This window comes from Marinobacter shunpengi, from assembly GCF_045449715.1.
Lineage (GTDB): Bacteria > Pseudomonadota > Gammaproteobacteria > Pseudomonadales > Oleiphilaceae > Marinobacter.
Window position 1 is genome coordinate 1 of sequence record NZ_JBJJLA010000016.1, and the last position, 15,998, is coordinate 15,998.

Sequence of the window (15,998 nt, forward strand, 5' to 3'; positions counted from 1 at the left end):
CCAAACGGCACACCAGGGGTTAAAAGGAGATTCCATGAAAGTAACCGACCTTCCCAAGCACTGGCAGGAAGAAAAGAAACCCGCCGACCGTACCCATGACTACAATCTGAGACTGCCGCTGGAAGACGCGGCACGGGTGGCTGCCCTGGCGGAGATGTACCCGGACCGCAGTGAGGCGGATATCCTCAACGACATGATTGCCGCGGCGCTGGATGATCTGGCGGAGAGTACGCCGCTGAAGGAGAAGCTGAAGCGGTCTTGAGGTGTAGCCCCTCTCCCTCCGGAGGGAGAGGGGCTGTTCTGAGCGAGCCTTGGGGGGGAGCCCCGGCTTCTACTTGCCGGTATCAGGCCACCGACACCAGCTGTCGGTGCTTGAGATCTTCCATGTGCTTCTGGCTCAGGGCCACGAACCGGGGTGTCAGGCCCACGTCCTCGTAGATCTCGAAACCGTCTTCGTCGTAGGCCACCACCTTGTCGCCTTCCACGTAGGGGAAGGAGGTTTCCAGCTCATCAAGGGCGGCGGAAATAAGGTCCCGCATCAGGTCCTGGGGAGACTTCATCGGGTAGAGGGCAGCAAGTCGCGACAGTTCCTCGTGGTGGCTGTCGGCCAGCTTGACGTAATAGGCGTCCCGGGTCAGACGACCCTTGGCGTGTTTATCCCAATGACTAACCAGATCGCGGATCTTCATATGCTTCGACTCCTGCCTTCGACTGCGCCCGATCAAATTGGTGGCTGAGGGCGGGAGAGTCCGGTTTCAGGCCCCCTGGCCTGGGAACTCCCCTTACCCCGCAGTGTAGTTGAATGGTGCAGAATACAAGCGTTGAAATCGGTAAAGATTTGTACCTATTTGCGGGTTTTGCGTATCAGATCGCCCATGGCCTTACGAGCGCTCCACACCCTTGACGCGGTTCCAGATCTCATCGAGGGCCTCCAGGGATTCGTCATCCATGTCCCTGCCCTGCTCCCGCAGTATGCCCTCAATGGCACGGAAGCGGGCCTCGAACTTGCGGTTGGTCCGCCGCAACGCCTGTTCCGGGTTAACCTTCAGGAACCGCGCCAGGTTGACACAGACGAACATCAGGTCGCCCAGCTCATCCTCCACCTCATCCCGGGCGGCGGGGTCCTGCTGAGCGTTCTGCCAGGCCACTTTTAACTCGGCGATTTCCTCCTGCAGCTTGTCGAACACCGGTTCGATATCCGGCCAGTCAAAGCCGTGGCGGGAGGCGCGGCGCTGCAGCTTGTCCGCCCGTGTCAGGGCCGGCAGGGAGGCGGGGATGTCGTCGAGCCGGCTGGCCGGTTGCACGGGTCTGGTCTCGCCTTTTTCCGCCCGCTCCTCGGCCTTGATCCGTTCCCAGCTCGCCGCGATCCATTCATCGGTGGGCCGGTTGTCGGGATCCACCCGGCTTTCCAGGGTGCCTTCGGGGAATACGTGGGGGTGCCGGCGCAGCAGTTTGCGCACCAGGGTGTGTACCACGGCATCAAAATTGAACAGATCCTGTTCCTGGCCCAGTTGCGAATAGAAGATCACCTGGAACAACAGGTCCCCCAGCTCCTCCTTCAGGTGGGCATAGTCCTCCCGCTCGATGGTGTCAGCCACTTCATGGGCCTCTTCCAGGGTGTGGGGCACGATGGTGCGGAAGGTCTGTTTGGTGTCCCAGGGGCAGCCGGTGTCCGGGTCCCGCAGTCGGGCCATCAGGGTCTTCAGGTCCTCGATGCTGTAATTCATGACCGTTTGCGCCTTACCTCGATGATGTTGGGCAGGTTGCGGATCTGGGCCAGCAGCCGGGCCAGTTGCTCCAGGCTGTGAATTTCCACGGTGACCAGCATGGTGGCGGTATTATCGTCCACATTGGACAGGGTGTTCAGGGACAGCACGTTGCTCCGGGACGCGGTCAGCACCTGGGTGATGTCCCGCAGCAGGCCGTAGCGGTCATAGGCCTCGATCTCGATATCCACCGGATAGGTGGCCTCGGGCCGTCCACCCCAGCTGACCTCGATAATCCGGTTGGGCTCGTACTCCTTGTGGTGCAAAAAGGTCAGGCAGTCCTGACGGTGCACGGTGACCCCCCGGCCCACAGTGATATAGCCCCCGATGGCGTCCCCGGGCAGCGGCTTGCAGCACTTGGCCACCTGGGTCTTGAGCTTGCCCACGCCGCGGATCTGGATGTCCGAGTCGGTGTCGTACTTGCGGTTGCGGCTGCCCAGCAACTTGAGGTCAAGCTGCTTCTCCCGGGGTTCCAGCATCTCCTGGCCGACGTTGGCCACGTGGGTGGGACGCAGGTCGCCAGCACCGATGGCGGCGAACATGTCATCCGCTGCCGGGTAGTTCACCTTGCGGGCCAGTTCGTTCAGGTCCAGGTCGTAGATGGACAGGCGCTTGAACTCGTCCTCCAGGATCGCCCGCCCGTCCGCGATGTTCCGGCCCCGGTCCTGCTGCTTGAACCAGTGGGTGACCTTCGCCCGTGCCCGGGGCGTCTGGATGTACCCCAGACTGGGATTGAGCCAGTCCCGGCTCGGCGCCTGGTTGTTGGAGGTGAGGATGTACACCTGGTCCCCGGTCTGCAACGGATAGGTCAACGGCACGATGCGGCCATTGACCCGGGCACCCCGGCAGGCATGCCCCACCTCGGTATGCACCCGGTAGGCAAAGTCCACCGGTGTGGCCCCCTGGGGCAGGTCCACCACGTGGCCCTCTGGGGTGAACACGTAGACCCGGTCCGAGGCGATATCGCCGGTGAGGTGGTCCTCCAGCCCGGACAGGTCACCCAGATCCTCCTGCCACTCCAGCACCTGGCGCAGCCAGTTGATCTTGGCCTCGTAGCCGGTGGAGCGATTGCCGGTATCGGTGCCCTTATAGAGCCAGTGGGCACAGACTCCCAGTTCCGCTTCCTCGTGCATCTTGTGGGTGCGGATCTGCACCTCCATAACCTTGCCCCCGGGCCCGATCACGGCGGTGTGGAGCGACTGGTAACCGTTCTCCTTGGGGTTGGCGATGTAGTCGTCGAACTCGTTGGGAATATGCCGCCAGAGGCTATGCACAATGCCCAGGGCGGCGTAGCAGTCCCGCATTTCAGGCACCAGCAGGCGCACGGCGCGGACGTCGTAGACCTGGGAGAAGTCGATGCCCTTGCGCCGCATCTTCCGCCAGATGCTGTAGATATGCTTGGCCCGGCCCGACAGCTCAGCGTTGATACCGGAGCGGCGCAATTCGTCCCCCAGTTCCCGGAGTACTTTCTGGATGTAACCCTCACGGTCCAGTCGCTTCTCGTCGAGCTGCTTGGCGATCTTCTTGTAGGCGGTCTCGTGCAGATAACGGAAGGACAGATCCTCCAGCTCCCACTTGATGTGACCGATACCCAGCCGGTGCGCCAGCGGTGCATAGATGTCGAACACCTCCCGGGCCACCCGCATGCGTTTCTCGTAGGCAGTATCCTTCACCGCCCGCAGGGCGCAGGTCCGCTCCGCCAGCTTGATCAGCGCCACCCGGACATCGTCGATCATGGTGACCAGCATCTTTCGGACATTGTCCAGCTGGCCCTCGGTCTGGCCCAGCACATTGCCCTTGAGGGGGTGATGGATAGCGGAAATGGCAGCCATCTGGGCCACGCCCTCGATCAGGCCGGCCACTTCGTCGCCGAACTCTTTCTGGATCTCCTCCAGACCAATACGACCCTCCCGGACCGCCCGGTAGAGGATGGCGGCCACCAGGCTGGCCTGGTCCAGGTGCAGCTCCACCAGCACCTGGGCCATCTCGATGCCAGTCCGGAAACTGCTGGCGCCAGGGGCCCAGAGGCGGTCTTCCTGCACGGCACGGCGGTCGATCTCGGCACTGAGCTCACAGGCCCTGCGGAACTGGTCCGGGTTCTCCAGGCGGGTCTGGGCCGCGATATGGCGTACCCAGCCTTCGATATCCACCTGTCCGTCCGCGGTAACCGCGTAGTCTTCCCGTACTTTTACCATGCTATTGCTGCCGTTTGTGTCCGAACAAAAGCCCGCCGCTGGTCAGTCCCTCTCGAACAGCGCGATGGACTCCACATGGGTGGTGTGGGGGAACATATCCATCACACCCGCCTGCTTCAGGCGATACCCCTTGCTGACGATCACCCCCGCATCCCGTGCCAGGGTGGCGGGGTTGCAGGAAACATAGACGATTCTCCGGGCACCGAAAGCAGTCAGGTGCTCACAGATCTCCTGGGCGCCGGACCGGGGCGGATCAATCAGGATGCGATCAAAGCCCTCCGAGGCCCAGCTCTCACGGGTGAAGTCCCCCTGCAGGTTGGCGCCGTGGAAGGTGACATTGTCCAGCCCGTTGCGTTCAGCATTTTCCCGCCCCCGTACCACCATGGCATCGTCGCCTTCCACGCCTACCACCTGGCCGGCCTTGCGGGCCAGTGGCAGGGTGAAGTTGCCCAGGCCGCAGAACAGATCCAGCACCCGCTCGCCAGGCTGCACATCCAGCCACTCGATGGCCCGGTGTACCATGCGCTGGTTGATGTCAGCATTGACCTGGGTGAAATCCATGGGATGGAAGCTCATGGTCAGGTCGAATTCCGGCAGCCGGTAGCTCAACCGTTCCTCGCCGCCGTCCGGCCAGATCCGGTGGACCGTATCCGGCCCCTTCGGCTGCAGGTAGATATGCAAGTCATGGGCCTTGCCGAATGCCACCAGCGCCTCGCGATCCGATTCGCTCAGGGGAATCATGTTGCGGAAAATCATGGCGGCGTCATCGTCGCCACAGGCCACTTCCACCTGGGCGATGTGCTGGTAGGCCTCCAGCCCATAGAGCAGGACACGAAGGTCGTCAATGCGGTCACCGATGCGAGGGTCCAGCACCACGCAGCGGTTGATGTCCGCCAGGAAGCTGTTGCGCTTCTCCCGGAAACCCACCAGCACCGAATCCCGCTTGGCCACGAACCGCACCCCCAGCCGCGCCTTGCGGCGATAGCCCAGGGAGGGCGAGCGCATGGGCTCGATCCACTGCTCCGGCTCGATGCCCCCGAAATGGGCAAAGTGTTCCCGCAGGGTGTTCTCCTTGAACCGGATCTGGGCATCCGGCGCCATGTGCTGCAGGCTGCAGCCGCCACAGAGGTCGGCGAAATCACAGGGCGGTTCGGTCCGCTCCGGTGACGCCTCCAGCACCTCTTCGGTACGCAGCTCATCAAACTTGCTGCGGGTGGAGATCATCTTCGCCATCACCCGCTCGCCGGGCAGGGCACCGTCCACGAATCGGGTCTTGCCCTCCTCGCGGGCGATGCCGCGCCCATCGTGACTGAACGCCTCAATGGCACACGGCAGCGGTTCCCTGGGCAGGGGTTTCCTGCGTCTACGACTCATACACAATGTCTCTGGTAGGAAAATACAGTCAGGCGCCCGGAAACACCCCGGTGGAGAGATAGCGGTCGCCACGGTCACAGATAATGGCCACGATCACCGCGTTTTCAACCTGCTCCGACAGCTTGAGGGCGGCCGCGATGGACCCGCCGGAAGACACTCCGCAGAAGATACCCTCTTCCCGGGCCAGGGCCCGCATGGTGTTCTCGGCATCCTCCTGGCTGACATCCAGCACCTCGTCCACCCGTGAGGCATCGTAGATCTTCGGCAGGTATTCCTCGGGCCAGCGGCGGATACCGGGGATGGACGAGCCTTCCTTCGGTTGCAGGCCGATGATGCGGATATCCGGGTTGCATTCCTTCAGGTACCGGGACACGCCCATGATGGTGCCGGTGGTGCCCATGGAGCTGACGAAGTGGGTGATATGGCCCTGGGTCTGTTCCCAGATCTCCGGCCCTGTGGTCCGGTAGTGGGACAGCGGGTTGTCCTGGTTTGCAAACTGGTCGAGTACCAGCCCTTCCCCCTGTTCCTGCATGCGGGACGCCAGGTCGCGGGCGCCTTCCATGCCCTCCTCCTTCGATACGGTAATGATCTCGGCACCATAGGCCCGCATGGAGGCCCGGCGTTCCTCGCTCATGTTGGCGGGCATGATCAGCTTCATGCGGTACCCCTTGATGGCCGCTGCCATGGCCAGCGCGATACCGGTGTTGCCACTGGTGGCCTCGATCAGGGTATCCCCCGGCCGGATATCCCCCCGCTGTTCCGCCTCCTGGATCATGCTGATGGCGGGGCGGTCCTTGACCGAACCGGCAGGATTATTGCCCTCCAGCTTGGCCAGGATGACATTGCTGGTATCACCGGGCAGTCTCTGCAACCGGACCAGCGGGGTATGGCCGACGTAGTCCTCGATGGTGGGGAAATGCATGGCGTGGGTGCTCCTCGTCGAGATGGGCTGCACAGCTTTTCAAAACGCTTATGTTACACTTGAGGCGTTTTTGAGACAGTTTTGAGTTGTTAAGTTCAACAGGTTGTTAAGTTCAACAGATTGTCAGGACGGTTTCGATGGTCCTGTTGCCCCACCTGGCTGGTTCGTTAACGTGCAGGGGCACCAGGGTGCACATCATACGCATAACCAGGCAACTCGCCCAATACAGGTTCCCGCTATAACCATTGCCGTGGGCTATAAGAAAAAAGCGGCCGGCCACTTCAGGGTGGGAACGCCAAGGACCGGCAGGCGAAATCGCGCTTGGCGAGAGCGTCCCACTTTGAGGCCATTTTGACGGTCATTTGAGGCGCATAGTGGTTCTATGTAACGAAAATGAGCGCTCAAAAGGGGCCAAAGTGGGGCGGTCGCAGCGGCGGGTGACCATAAACCAGGGATCGGACAAGGGGTAGGCACAGACGTATGCGTCGTTGGGGTATTCGCAAAAAAGTCCTGGTGGTAACGCTGGTTCCCACCCTGGTTACCACCGTCCTGCTAGGGGTGTTCTTCTCCTGGAGCTGGGTGCAGAACATCAACCAGTTGCTGGACGACCGGGGCGATTCCCTGTCCCGCCAGTTATCCGCGGCTGCCGAGTACGGCATGTTCACCTCCAACCGCAGCCTGTTGAGCAGCCTGTCCAACGCCCTGCTGGAAGAGCAGGACGTGCGCTCCATCACCTTCTACAACGCCCGCCGGGAGCGGCTGCTTCACACCGGCCCGGCCACCAGCTTTAAAACGCCGGACCAGTTCCCGGACGGCTCGTCGGTGGCCCGCTGGACAGCCTCGGACACCACGGTATTCATGTCGCCGGTCTACCTGCAGGACCTGATGCTGGACAACCTGCTGGACCTTGAGTCGGGAGCCACCACGGCCTCCGACGATATGGAACCCATCGGCTGGGCTGCTGTGGAAATGTCCCACGTGCGCACCGAGAAGGAAACCTGGAAGGCACTGTTTATTTCCCTGCTGGTGATTGTGGCCGGCGTGCTGCTCAGCCTGGCCATCGCCCTGCGCCTGAGCCGGTCCTTCACCCACCCGGTGTTCGAACTCAACCGAGCCGTGGCCCGCCTCAAGGAAGGCCACCTGGATACCCGTGTCTACACCAGCGCGGGTCCGGAGTTCGAACAACTGGAATCCGGCCTGAACGACATGGCGGCAGAGCTGAGCAAGGCCCAGGCGGAGATGCAGCAGAACATCGACCAGGCCACCGAGGACCTGCGGGAAACCCTGGAAACCATTGAGATCCAGAACATCGAACTGGATTTCGCCCGCAAGGACGCCCTGGAAGCCAGCCGCATCAAGTCGGAATTCCTGGCCAACATGTCCCACGAGATCCGCACGCCGCTGAACGGCATCATCGGTTTTACCGAGTTGCTGCTGAAGGGGCCACTGCAGAAGCAGCAGGCGGAACATCTGAACACCATCCGCAAGTCCTCGGAAATCCTGCTGACCATCATCAACGACATCCTGGACTTCTCCAAGATCGAGGCCGGCAAGCTGATCCTCGACCGGGTGCCCTTCCACCTGCGGGAGATCGTGGAGGAGGTCATGGTGATGCTGGCGCCGGCGGCCCATGGCAAGAACCTGGACCTGGTGCACCTGGTCTACGCCGATGTGCCCAACAACATGATGGGCGACCCGCTGCGGGTGAAGCAGGTGATCACCAACCTGGTAAACAACGCCATCAAGTTCACCCAGACCGGCGAGGTGGTGCTGCGGGCCAGCCTGGAAGAGGAAGACACGGAGAACAACGAGGTCACCCTGCGCATCAGCATTTCCGACTCCGGCGTCGGCCTGTCCCGTGCCCAGCAGCAGTCGCTGTTCAACGCCTTCAGCCAGGCGGACGCCTCCACCGCCCGCCAGTACGGCGGCACCGGCCTCGGGCTGGTGATCTCCAAGCGCCTGGTGGAGGAAATGGGCGGCAATATCGGCCTGGAGAGCGAACTGGGCAAGGGCTCCACCTTCTGGTTCACCCTGACCACCGAACTGTCCACGGGCACCGAGGCGCCCCTGCCCCACGATGCCCTTCGCGGCGAACGGATCATCTATCTGGAACAGCAGAAGACCACTGGCCTGGCGGTGGAACACATCCTCCGGGACTGGGGCATCGACGTTACCCGGGTCAACTCCCCGGTGGAGGTGCTGGAGCATGTGGAAGAGGCCCAGCAGAAGCAGTCCGGCTACGCCGTGGCCATTGTGGGAATTACCCGGCACCTGCTCAATTCCAGCCAGTACCGGGAACTGATCCGCAGCCTGGAGGTAGACCGGGACTGCCGCACACTGCTGCTGACACCGACCCTGGAGTCCCACGATACCATCCTCACCGGGATGGCCAGCAGCCACATGATCAAACCCATCTGTCGCGAGCCGCTGTATGATGAGTTGCTGATGCTGGTCCACGGCATTGAGACCCGCAACGAGCGGAGCCCCCGGGAGCGGACGAAAGGCGCCCTGCCGCCACCCGGTGGTGCCGCCTCGAACCTGCCGAGGGTGATGGCGGTAGACGACAACGAGGCCAACCTGAAGCTGGTACTGACGCTCCTGAAGGATTGCGGCATTGCCGCCGAGGGTGCGGCCAGCGGCTTCGAGGCCCTGAGCAAGGCCCGCAACCAGAGCTTTGACGCCATCTTCATGGACCTGCAGATGCCGGGTATGGACGGCGTGGAAACCACCGCCCGGCTGCGGGGACTGGACAACAACCATCACCGCACCGCCATTATCGCGCTGACCGCCCACGCCCTGGCGGACGAGCAGGAACGGTTGATGCAACAGGGCTTCGACGGTTACCTGGCGAAGCCGGTCAACAGTAGCCAGCTCATGGAAACCCTGTCCGATTTCACCGGCTACCACCCCCCGGAACAGCCGGAGGAGGAGGAAACCCGTGGTGTCGCTGAATTCCGCGACACCCGGCGGCCACTGCGCCCTTCTACCCGTCGCCGCCAGAAACCGGTGGTGGATGTGGAGGAGAGCATCCGCCTGGCCGCTGGCAAGCCGGATCTGGCGGAAGAGCTGTTCAGCATGTTGCTGGAGCAGCTCCGGCCGGACCAGGAGACCATCAGGGCGAAATGGTCAGAGGAGGATTACGAGGCAGTGCTGGAATGCGTGCACAAACTGCATGGCGCCACCCGCTACTGCGGGGTGCCGGAACTGCGGGACGCCTCGGAACAGTTCGAGACCGCCATCAAACGGCGCTCGGAGGACATGGAGGCCCTGCGCGACAACCTGCTGGCGGCCATGGAGCGGCTGGAAATCTGGGGAAACGAGACGGACTGGCTGGCACTGTTCCGCAACAGTGATCATCTGAATCCCGTTTGATGGTTTGTGATTTCTGGCCCTATGCCTCCAGAACTTGGGCGACCTTCGGCAGTCACCCTTTAGGCTTGCTCAATTGCCCGGGGCCGAGGGGTGGGGGAGCCTTTCTGCAGGGAAACGTTGTCTGAGCGAAGCGAGTTTGACGTTTTCCGGAAGAAAGGCACCCCCACCCCTCGACCTGACTCCAGAAACCTCAGGCCCGGGCCTGGTCCAGAATCACCCGCATATCCCGAACAGCATCTTTCAGCCCGGTAAAAATAGACCGTGCAATAATCGCATGGCCAATGTTCAGCTCATTGATCCCGGGAATGGCCGCCACCGCCAGGGTATTGTGGTAGTTCAGGCCATGGCCGGCGTTGACCACCAGCCCCTTGCGGCGGGCGTACTCCACTGCCTGCTTCAGGGTCTCCAGGGTGTGGGACTGCTCCGCCGGAGTATCCGCCTCGGCGTACTCACCGGTGTGTAACTCGATCACCGGGGCGCCGCAGCGCACCGCCGCGTCGATCTGTTCGGGGTCCGGGTCGATAAACAGCGATACTTCCGCACCAATCTTCGCCAGACGTTCGCAGGCCCGGGCGACCCGATCCTCATTGCCGGCCACATCCAGCCCCCCCTCGGTGGTCAGTTCCTCGCGCTTCTCCGGCACCAGGCAGACACACTGTGGGCGGACATTCTCGGCAAAGGCCAGCATGGCGTCTGTCACCGCCATTTCCAGGTTCATACGGGTATTGAGGGTCTGACGCATCAACAGCACATCCCGGTCCTGGATGTGACGGCGGTCCTCCCGGGGGTGGATGGTGATGCCATCGGCGCCCGCCTCCTCGGCCACCATGGCTGCCTGGACCGGGTCCGGGAAACGGGTGCCACGGGCCTGGCGCAGGGTGGCCACATGGTCCACATTCACACCCAGCAATACGCGATCTTTCATCTATCAATGCCCCTCAATAGTCAGTGGAACGTCCGCCGGCGAACAGCGCCCGGCTATTCAGCGGCTTGCCCTGTAACAGGAAATCCGTCAGCGCCCGCATCACCTGCTTGGCGGTGCGTCGGGCATCCGCCTCCTCCAGGTTTCCCGCCGCCAGTTTCAGCAATGCCTCGCCAGGCAGCCCCGTGAGACGGGCATGGTCCCCTGGTCCGGCAAGGATGCCATGCTGGGGATCATAGCAGTAGCGACCGCCGGGCTGCACCGGTTCGCCGCTGTCCATGGCAAGCCCCCAGTCAAAACCGTATCCCAGTCCCTCCGCCAGGCGCATTTCGAAACGACGCAGCACCGGCTCCACCTGGTCACCGGCGGTGGACAGGGCTTCCAGGGCATCCAGGTAGGCGGCGAACAGGTCCTGGGCGGGATCGAACGGGGAGAGCAGCTTCTGGAGCAGTTCGTTCAGGTAGAAACCGCTGTAGAGCCCCTTGCCATGGCCGAGTTGCACACCTGGACGGTTGTCCGCGTGGGTCAGGGTCTTCAAGTCCGATCGACCGGTCCAGTCCACCAGCAGGGGCTGGAACGGCTGCAACTGGGCTTTCATGGCACTGCGGGTGCTGTTGGCGCCACGGGCGATAACGCCCACCTTGCCATGATTCAGCGTGAACAGGTCCACCAGCAGACTGGTTTCCCGATAGGGTCGCCGGTGGAGAACGTAGGCGGGTTCCTGGCTTACCTGCATGACGGCCTCAGCCGTCGTTCATGCCCAGGCTCTTGAGCGCCCGGTCACTATCGGCCCAGCCGCGTTTGACCTTGACCCAGAGTCGGAGCATCACCTTGCAGTCGAACATCCGTTCCATATCGGCCCGGGCCTCCTGGCCGATCCGGCGCAGACGCTCGCCCTTGTCACCAATGACAATCTTCTTCTGCCCTTCCCGCTCCACCAGGATCAGCGCGGCAATGTGCAGGGTCTTGCCATCGTGCTTGAATTCCTCGATTTCCACCGCTACCGAGTACGGCAGTTCCGCCCCCAACTGACGGGTAATCTTCTCCCGCACCATTTCGGCGGCGACAAACCGCTCGCTGCGGTCGGTGATCTGGTCATCCGGATAGAAATGGACGCTTTGCGGCAGGAAGCGGGCCACCGCCTCTTCCAGTGGTTCCAGGTTCTGGTCCTTCAGGGCGGACAGAGGAATGATCTCGGCAAAGTCCCGTTTGGCCGCCAGCTTTTCCAGCACCGGCAGCAGGGTTTCCCGCTTCTCCACCTGGTCCACCTTGTTGACCGCCAGGATCACCGGGCATTTCAGGTGCGTCAGCTTCTGCAGCACCATCTCATCCGCCGGGGTCCAGTGGTGACGATCCACCACGAACACCACCACATCCACATGTTTCAGTGCCGATGAGGCAGCCCGGTTCATATACCGGTTCAGGGCCCGGGGCTCCTCTTCGTGCATGCCCGGGGTGTCCACATAGATCGCCTGTACCGCCCCCTCGGACTTGATACCGAGGATCTGGTGCCGGGTGGTCTGGGGCTTGCGTGAGGTGATGCTGAGTTTCTGGCCCAGGATATGGTTCAGCAGCGTGGATTTGCCCACATTGGGGCGGCCGACGATGGCCACGAAGCCGCAGCGGCTGTCGGGATCATCAGGCCGGGTCATATCCGTCATTCGTTCGTCTCCACGCCCAGTTGCTGAAGGGCGGCGCGGGCCGCCTGCTGTTCGGCGATCCGCCGGCTGCTGCCCACGCCGGTGGTCTGGCGGTCCAGGGACGGTAACGCACAGGACACATGGAAGGTCTGGGCGTGGGCTTCGCCATCCACGGATATCACGTCATAGCGCGGCAGCGGGAACTGCCGGGACTGAAGGTATTCCTGCAGGCGGGTCTTGGGGTCCTTCTGGGTATCCTGGATATCGAGGCGCTGGAGGCGTTTTTCGAACCAGTGCAGCACCTGCTGCCGGCAGGTGTCGAAACCGCTGTCCAGGTAGATGGCCCCGATGATGGATTCCACCGCATCGGCAAGGATGGAGTCCCGCCGGAAACCGCCGCTTTTCTTTTCCCCCGACCCGAGCCTCAGGTACTGGCCCAGCTCGAACTCGCGGCCAATCTCCGCCAGCGTCACCCCTTTCACCATCCGCGCCCGCAGGCGACTGAGCTGACCTTCCCGGGCCCGCTCGAAGTGGTGATACAGGTGCTCGGCAATGATCATGTTGACCAGCGAGTCACCCAGGAACTCCAGCCGCTCGTTGTTCTGGTTACCAAAGCTGCGATGGGTCAGCGCCAGCATCAGCAGTTCCGGGTCGTGGAAGGTATAACCAATGCGGCGCTGTAATCGGTCCAGGTCGGGTTGGTTTATCACTGTCCTCTCAGCTCATAGAAATGACTGAAGTTGATCACGGCATCCACATTGGACACCACATGGGTGCGAACCTCGTAGTCCAGGCTGATGATCACCAGGTCACCGTCCTTTTCGATGTTGATTTCCTTGGCATCGAAGCCATCCACGTTGTTCACGCTCAGGCGCTTGGTGACCAGGCGCCGGACATCGGCGGGCGTCATCTCGGACAGCCCCTCTTCGCCGTCGAGACCCTCCAGGGCCCCCTTCACAGTGTAGTCATCAAGATAGGCCGGCCCCAACTTGATCACCAGGGTCAGTAAGCTGGCGAAGAACAGCACGGCAATCAGGATGCCCACGGTGGACGCGCCACGCTGGTGGAATGGAGTTTTCATACGCACGTACCTCATAAAAAACGGCGACTCATTCGCCCATCAGTCGATGGTGCCCACCCGGTCGAATGAAGGCAGGCTGGTCAGTGATGGCCACTGCATCCAGATCAGGAATGCCTTGCCAACCACCATCTCATCCGGAACCATACCCCAAAAACGGCTGTCATTACTGTTATCCCGGTTGTCTCCCATCATGAAGTAGTGCCCATCCGGAACAATCCATTCACCCTCACCGGCGCCACCCCGGCTGCCCAGGTTGCGATAGATGTTGTGTTCCACATCCCCGAGCTGCTCTTCCAGCATTTCAAACGGCGGCAAGTGGGCCACGAAACGGGTGGGAACCTCCTCGCCGTTGATGGTGAGGGTCTTGTCGCGATAGCGGATGCGGTCGCCCGGCAGGCCCACCACCCGCTTGATGTAGTTGGTCTTGCCGTCTTCCGGGAAACGGAACACCATGATGTCACCCCGCTCAGGATCACCGATCTCGACAATCTCGGTGCCCAGCACCGGCAGGCGCAGGCCATAGGCGTACTTGTTCACCAGGATGAAATCCCCCACCTCCAGGGTCGGCAGCATCGAGCCGGAAGGAATCTGGAAGGGTTCCACCAGGAACGACCGCAACACCAGGACAATGGCCAGTACCGGGAAGAATGAACGGCTGAGGTCCACCAGGTAGGGTTCCGGGGGGCCGGCCTGCTCGTCCTCATCCACGGTCGGGGCGGAGCCCTCCGGTGCATCGCTTCCGCCGGCGGCCACCACACCACCGGACTCCTGCCAGGCGGCTTCCCGACGCGGCCTGAGGAACAGCCGGTCGCCCAGCCAGATAATGCCGGTGGCAAAGGTCAGTACGACCAGGATCAGCGGAAAGTTTATGTCCATTCAGTAGAACCCTAGTTGTCCACTTTCAGCACCGCCAGGAAGGCTTCCTGGGGTACCTCAACGTTACCAAGCTGCTTCATGCGCTTCTTGCCTTCCTTCTGCTTCTGGAGCAGCTTCTTCTTACGACTGACGTCGCCACCGTAGCACTTGGCGGTTACGTTCTTACGCAGGGCCTTGACCGTCACCCGGGCGACGATCTGGTTACCGATGGCGGCCTGGATGGCAATATCGAACATCTGCCGGGGAATCAGCTCCTTCATCTTGTCGATCAGCGCACGTCCCCGGTAATGGGATTGCTCCCGATGGACGATCAACGCCAGGGCATCCACCCGTTCGCCGTTGATCATCACGTCCAGCCGCACCAGATTGGCCGCCTGGAAACGCTTGAAGTGGTAGTCCAGCGAGGCGAAACCACGGCTGGCGGATTTGATGCGGTCGAAGAAATCGAGCACCACTTCCGCCATGGGGAGTTCGTAGGTCAGTTGCACCTGGTTCGCCAGGAACAGCATATTGGTCTGCACACCGCGCTTTTCCTCGCACAGGGCAATCACGTTGCCCAGGTGCTCCTGGGGCACCAGGATGCTGGCTTCCACGATGGGCTCACGCATTTCCTCAATGGAGCCAATGTCGGGCAGGCTGGACGGATTGGAAACACTGACCGTATCGCCATTGCGGGTCACCACCTCGTAAACCACGGTGGGCGCAGTGGTGATCAGGTCGATATTGTATTCTCGCTCCAGCCGCTCCTGGATGATTTCCATATGGAGCATACCCAGGAAGCCGCACCGGAAACCAAAACCGAGCGCGTCGGAGTTTTCCGGCTCGAAGAACAGCGAGGCATCGTTGAGCGTCAGCTTGGACAGGGCGTCGCGGAATTCCTCGTAATCATCTGAGCTGACCGGGAACAGGCCGGCGTAGACCTGGGGCTTGACCTTCTTGAAGCCCGGTACCGGCAGGGTGTCATCCGCATACTTGTGGGACACGATGGTGTCCCCCACCGGGGCCCCATGAATATCCTTGATGCCGGCCACCACGAAGCCAACCTCACCGGTGCCCAGCTCGCCGGTCTCGGTGGGCTTCGGCGTGAAGATACCCACCTTGTCCGCGTTCCACGCCTTGCCGGTGGACTTGATCTGGATCTTATCGCCCTTGCGCAGCACGCCCTGACGAACACGAACCAGGGAGACAACACCCAGATAGTTGTCGAACCAGGAATCAATGATCAGCGCCTGCAGCGGTGCGTTCTCCTCACCCTGGGGCGGCGGAATCCGCTTGATCAGGTCTTCCAGCACGTCTTCCACGCCCAGGCCGCTCTTGGCGCTGCAGCGCACCGCATCGGTGGCCTCGATGCCGATGATGTCCTCGATCTCCTGGGATACCCGGTCCGGCTCCGCCTGGGGCAGGTCCATCTTGTTCAGTACCGGCACCACTTCCAGACCCTGCTCGATGGCTGTATAGCAGTTGGCCACGGACTGGGCCTCCACGCCCTGCCCGGCATCCACCACCAGCAATGCGCCCTCACAGGCGAACAGGGATCGGGATACCTCGTAGGAAAAGTCCACATGGCCGGGGGTATCGATGAAGTTGAGCTTGTACTCCACCCCGTCCCGGGCCTTGTAGTTCAGGGTAACGCTCTGGGCCTTGATGGTAATGCCCCGTTCCCGCTCAAGGTCCATGGAATCCAGCACCTGCTCCGCCATTTCACGGTCGGTGAGGCCGCCGCAGACCTGGATAAAGCGGTCTGCGAGTGTGGACTTGCCATGGTCGATGTGGGCGATGATCGAGAAGTTGCGGATGCGGCTCAGTTCAGTCACAGACAAATGGTTACCCGTAGAAGACGTCGTCACCCG

Annotated in this window: 14 protein-coding genes; 2 read left to right on the forward strand and 12 right to left on the reverse strand. The window is 62.0% G+C overall.

What is annotated here, in order from left to right:
- Positions 1–34: 34 nt before the first annotated feature.
- Positions 35–262, forward strand: a complete 228-nt coding sequence (locus ACJO3T_RS10315; RefSeq protein WP_406964178.1) for a hypothetical protein — start codon at positions 35–37, stop codon at positions 260–262.
- 82 nt (positions 263–344) lie between these two features.
- Here the strand turns inward: ACJO3T_RS10315 and ACJO3T_RS10320 are convergent, their stop codons facing one another.
- From ACJO3T_RS10320 to cysM, 5 genes are all read right to left on the reverse strand, one after another.
- Positions 345–689, reverse strand: a complete 345-nt coding sequence (locus ACJO3T_RS10320; RefSeq protein WP_328185410.1) for a pilin assembly protein — start codon at positions 687–689, stop codon at positions 345–347.
- Between the two features lie 192 nt (positions 690–881).
- The gene (mazG, locus tag ACJO3T_RS10325) at positions 882–1,727 is read right to left on the reverse strand and encodes a nucleoside triphosphate pyrophosphohydrolase (RefSeq protein WP_406978441.1); all 846 of its coding nucleotides are present in this window, start codon (positions 1,725–1,727) and stop codon (positions 882–884) included.
- Positions 1,724–3,961 carry a GTP diphosphokinase gene (gene relA, locus ACJO3T_RS10330; protein ID WP_406964176.1) on the reverse strand — a complete coding sequence of 746 codons (2,238 nt, stop codon included), beginning with the start codon at positions 3,959–3,961 and terminating at the stop codon, positions 1,724–1,726. The genes mazG and relA overlap by 4 nt, the downstream gene beginning before the upstream one ends.
- Positions 3,962–4,003: 42 nt before the next feature.
- The gene (gene rlmD / locus ACJO3T_RS10335) at positions 4,004–5,335 is read right to left on the reverse strand and encodes a 23S rRNA (uracil(1939)-C(5))-methyltransferase RlmD (RefSeq protein ID WP_406978442.1); all 1,332 of its coding nucleotides are present in this window, start codon (positions 5,333–5,335) and stop codon (positions 4,004–4,006) included.
- Positions 5,336–5,363: 28 nt separating this feature from the next.
- On the reverse strand, positions 5,364–6,257 hold the full coding sequence (gene cysM / locus ACJO3T_RS10340) for a cysteine synthase CysM (RefSeq protein WP_406964174.1): 894 nt from the start codon (positions 6,255–6,257) through the stop codon (positions 5,364–5,366).
- Between the two features lie 480 nt (positions 6,258–6,737).
- Here cysM and ACJO3T_RS10345 point away from each other — a divergent pair, with 480 nt between their 5' ends.
- Entirely contained in the window at positions 6,738–9,629 is a 2,892-nt protein-coding gene (locus tag ACJO3T_RS10345; protein WP_406964173.1) for an ATP-binding protein, read from the forward strand.
- 190 nt (positions 9,630–9,819) lie between these two features.
- Here ACJO3T_RS10345 and pdxJ read toward each other — a convergent pair whose 3' ends face one another.
- From pdxJ to lepA, 7 genes are read right to left on the reverse strand one after another with little or no spacing between them, the layout of a single operon-like run.
- On the reverse strand, positions 9,820–10,554 hold the full coding sequence (pdxJ, locus tag ACJO3T_RS10350; RefSeq protein WP_406964172.1) for a pyridoxine 5'-phosphate synthase: 735 nt from the start codon (positions 10,552–10,554) through the stop codon (positions 9,820–9,822).
- Between the two features lie 13 nt (positions 10,555–10,567).
- The gene (gene recO, locus ACJO3T_RS10355; RefSeq protein WP_406964171.1) at positions 10,568–11,287 is read right to left on the reverse strand and encodes a DNA repair protein RecO; all 720 of its coding nucleotides are present in this window, start codon (positions 11,285–11,287) and stop codon (positions 10,568–10,570) included.
- A gap of 7 nt (positions 11,288–11,294) precedes the next feature.
- Positions 11,295–12,212, reverse strand: coding sequence for a GTPase Era (era, locus tag ACJO3T_RS10360; RefSeq protein ID WP_406964170.1), 918 nt, complete (start codon positions 12,210–12,212; stop codon positions 11,295–11,297).
- Positions 12,209–12,901 carry a ribonuclease III gene (rnc, locus tag ACJO3T_RS10365; protein WP_406964169.1) on the reverse strand — a complete coding sequence of 231 codons (693 nt, stop codon included), beginning with the start codon at positions 12,899–12,901 and terminating at the stop codon, positions 12,209–12,211. The genes era and rnc overlap by 4 nt, the downstream gene beginning before the upstream one ends.
- Positions 12,898–13,272: a DUF4845 domain-containing protein gene (locus tag ACJO3T_RS10370; protein WP_406964168.1), complete on the reverse strand. Its 375-nt coding sequence runs from the start codon at positions 13,270–13,272 to the stop codon at positions 12,898–12,900. Before ACJO3T_RS10370 ends, rnc begins: the two co-directional genes overlap by 4 nt.
- Before the next feature lie 39 nt (positions 13,273–13,311).
- The gene (lepB, locus tag ACJO3T_RS10375; protein ID WP_406964167.1) at positions 13,312–14,148 is read right to left on the reverse strand and encodes a signal peptidase I; all 837 of its coding nucleotides are present in this window, start codon (positions 14,146–14,148) and stop codon (positions 13,312–13,314) included.
- A gap of 11 nt (positions 14,149–14,159) precedes the next feature.
- Entirely contained in the window at positions 14,160–15,962 is a 1,803-nt protein-coding gene (gene lepA / locus ACJO3T_RS10380; RefSeq protein WP_406964166.1) for a translation elongation factor 4, read from the reverse strand.
- Positions 15,963–15,998: the final 36 nt, after the last annotated feature.

Excerpts from the sequence above, each read along its gene's own strand:
- relA (WP_406964176.1), bottom strand. The coding sequence starts at position 3,961 with ATGGTAAAAGTACGGGAAGACTACGCGGTTACCGCGGACGGACAGGTG.
- mazG (WP_406978441.1), bottom strand. The coding sequence starts at position 1,727 with ATGAATTACAGCATCGAGGACCTGAAGACCCTGATGGCCCGACTGCGG.
- ACJO3T_RS10370 (WP_406964168.1), bottom strand. The coding sequence starts at position 13,272 with ATGAAAACTCCATTCCACCAGCGTGGCGCGTCCACCGTGGGCATCCTG.
- era (WP_406964170.1), bottom strand. The coding sequence starts at position 12,212 with ATGACGGATATGACCCGGCCTGATGATCCCGACAGCCGCTGCGGCTTC.
- ACJO3T_RS10320 (WP_328185410.1), bottom strand. The coding sequence starts at position 689 with ATGAAGATCCGCGATCTGGTTAGTCATTGGGATAAACACGCCAAGGGT.
- cysM (WP_406964174.1), bottom strand. The coding sequence starts at position 6,257 with ATGCATTTCCCCACCATCGAGGACTACGTCGGCCATACCCCGCTGGTC.
- lepB (WP_406964167.1), bottom strand. The coding sequence starts at position 14,148 with ATGGACATAAACTTTCCGCTGATCCTGGTCGTACTGACCTTTGCCACC.
- ACJO3T_RS10345 (WP_406964173.1), top strand. The coding sequence starts at position 6,738 with ATGCGTCGTTGGGGTATTCGCAAAAAAGTCCTGGTGGTAACGCTGGTT.
- rlmD (WP_406978442.1), bottom strand. The coding sequence starts at position 5,335 with ATGAGTCGTAGACGCAGGAAACCCCTGCCCAGGGAACCGCTGCCGTGT.
- pdxJ (WP_406964172.1), bottom strand. The coding sequence starts at position 10,554 with ATGAAAGATCGCGTATTGCTGGGTGTGAATGTGGACCATGTGGCCACC.
- recO (WP_406964171.1), bottom strand. The coding sequence starts at position 11,287 with ATGCAGGTAAGCCAGGAACCCGCCTACGTTCTCCACCGGCGACCCTAT.
- ACJO3T_RS10315 (WP_406964178.1), top strand. The coding sequence starts at position 35 with ATGAAAGTAACCGACCTTCCCAAGCACTGGCAGGAAGAAAAGAAACCC.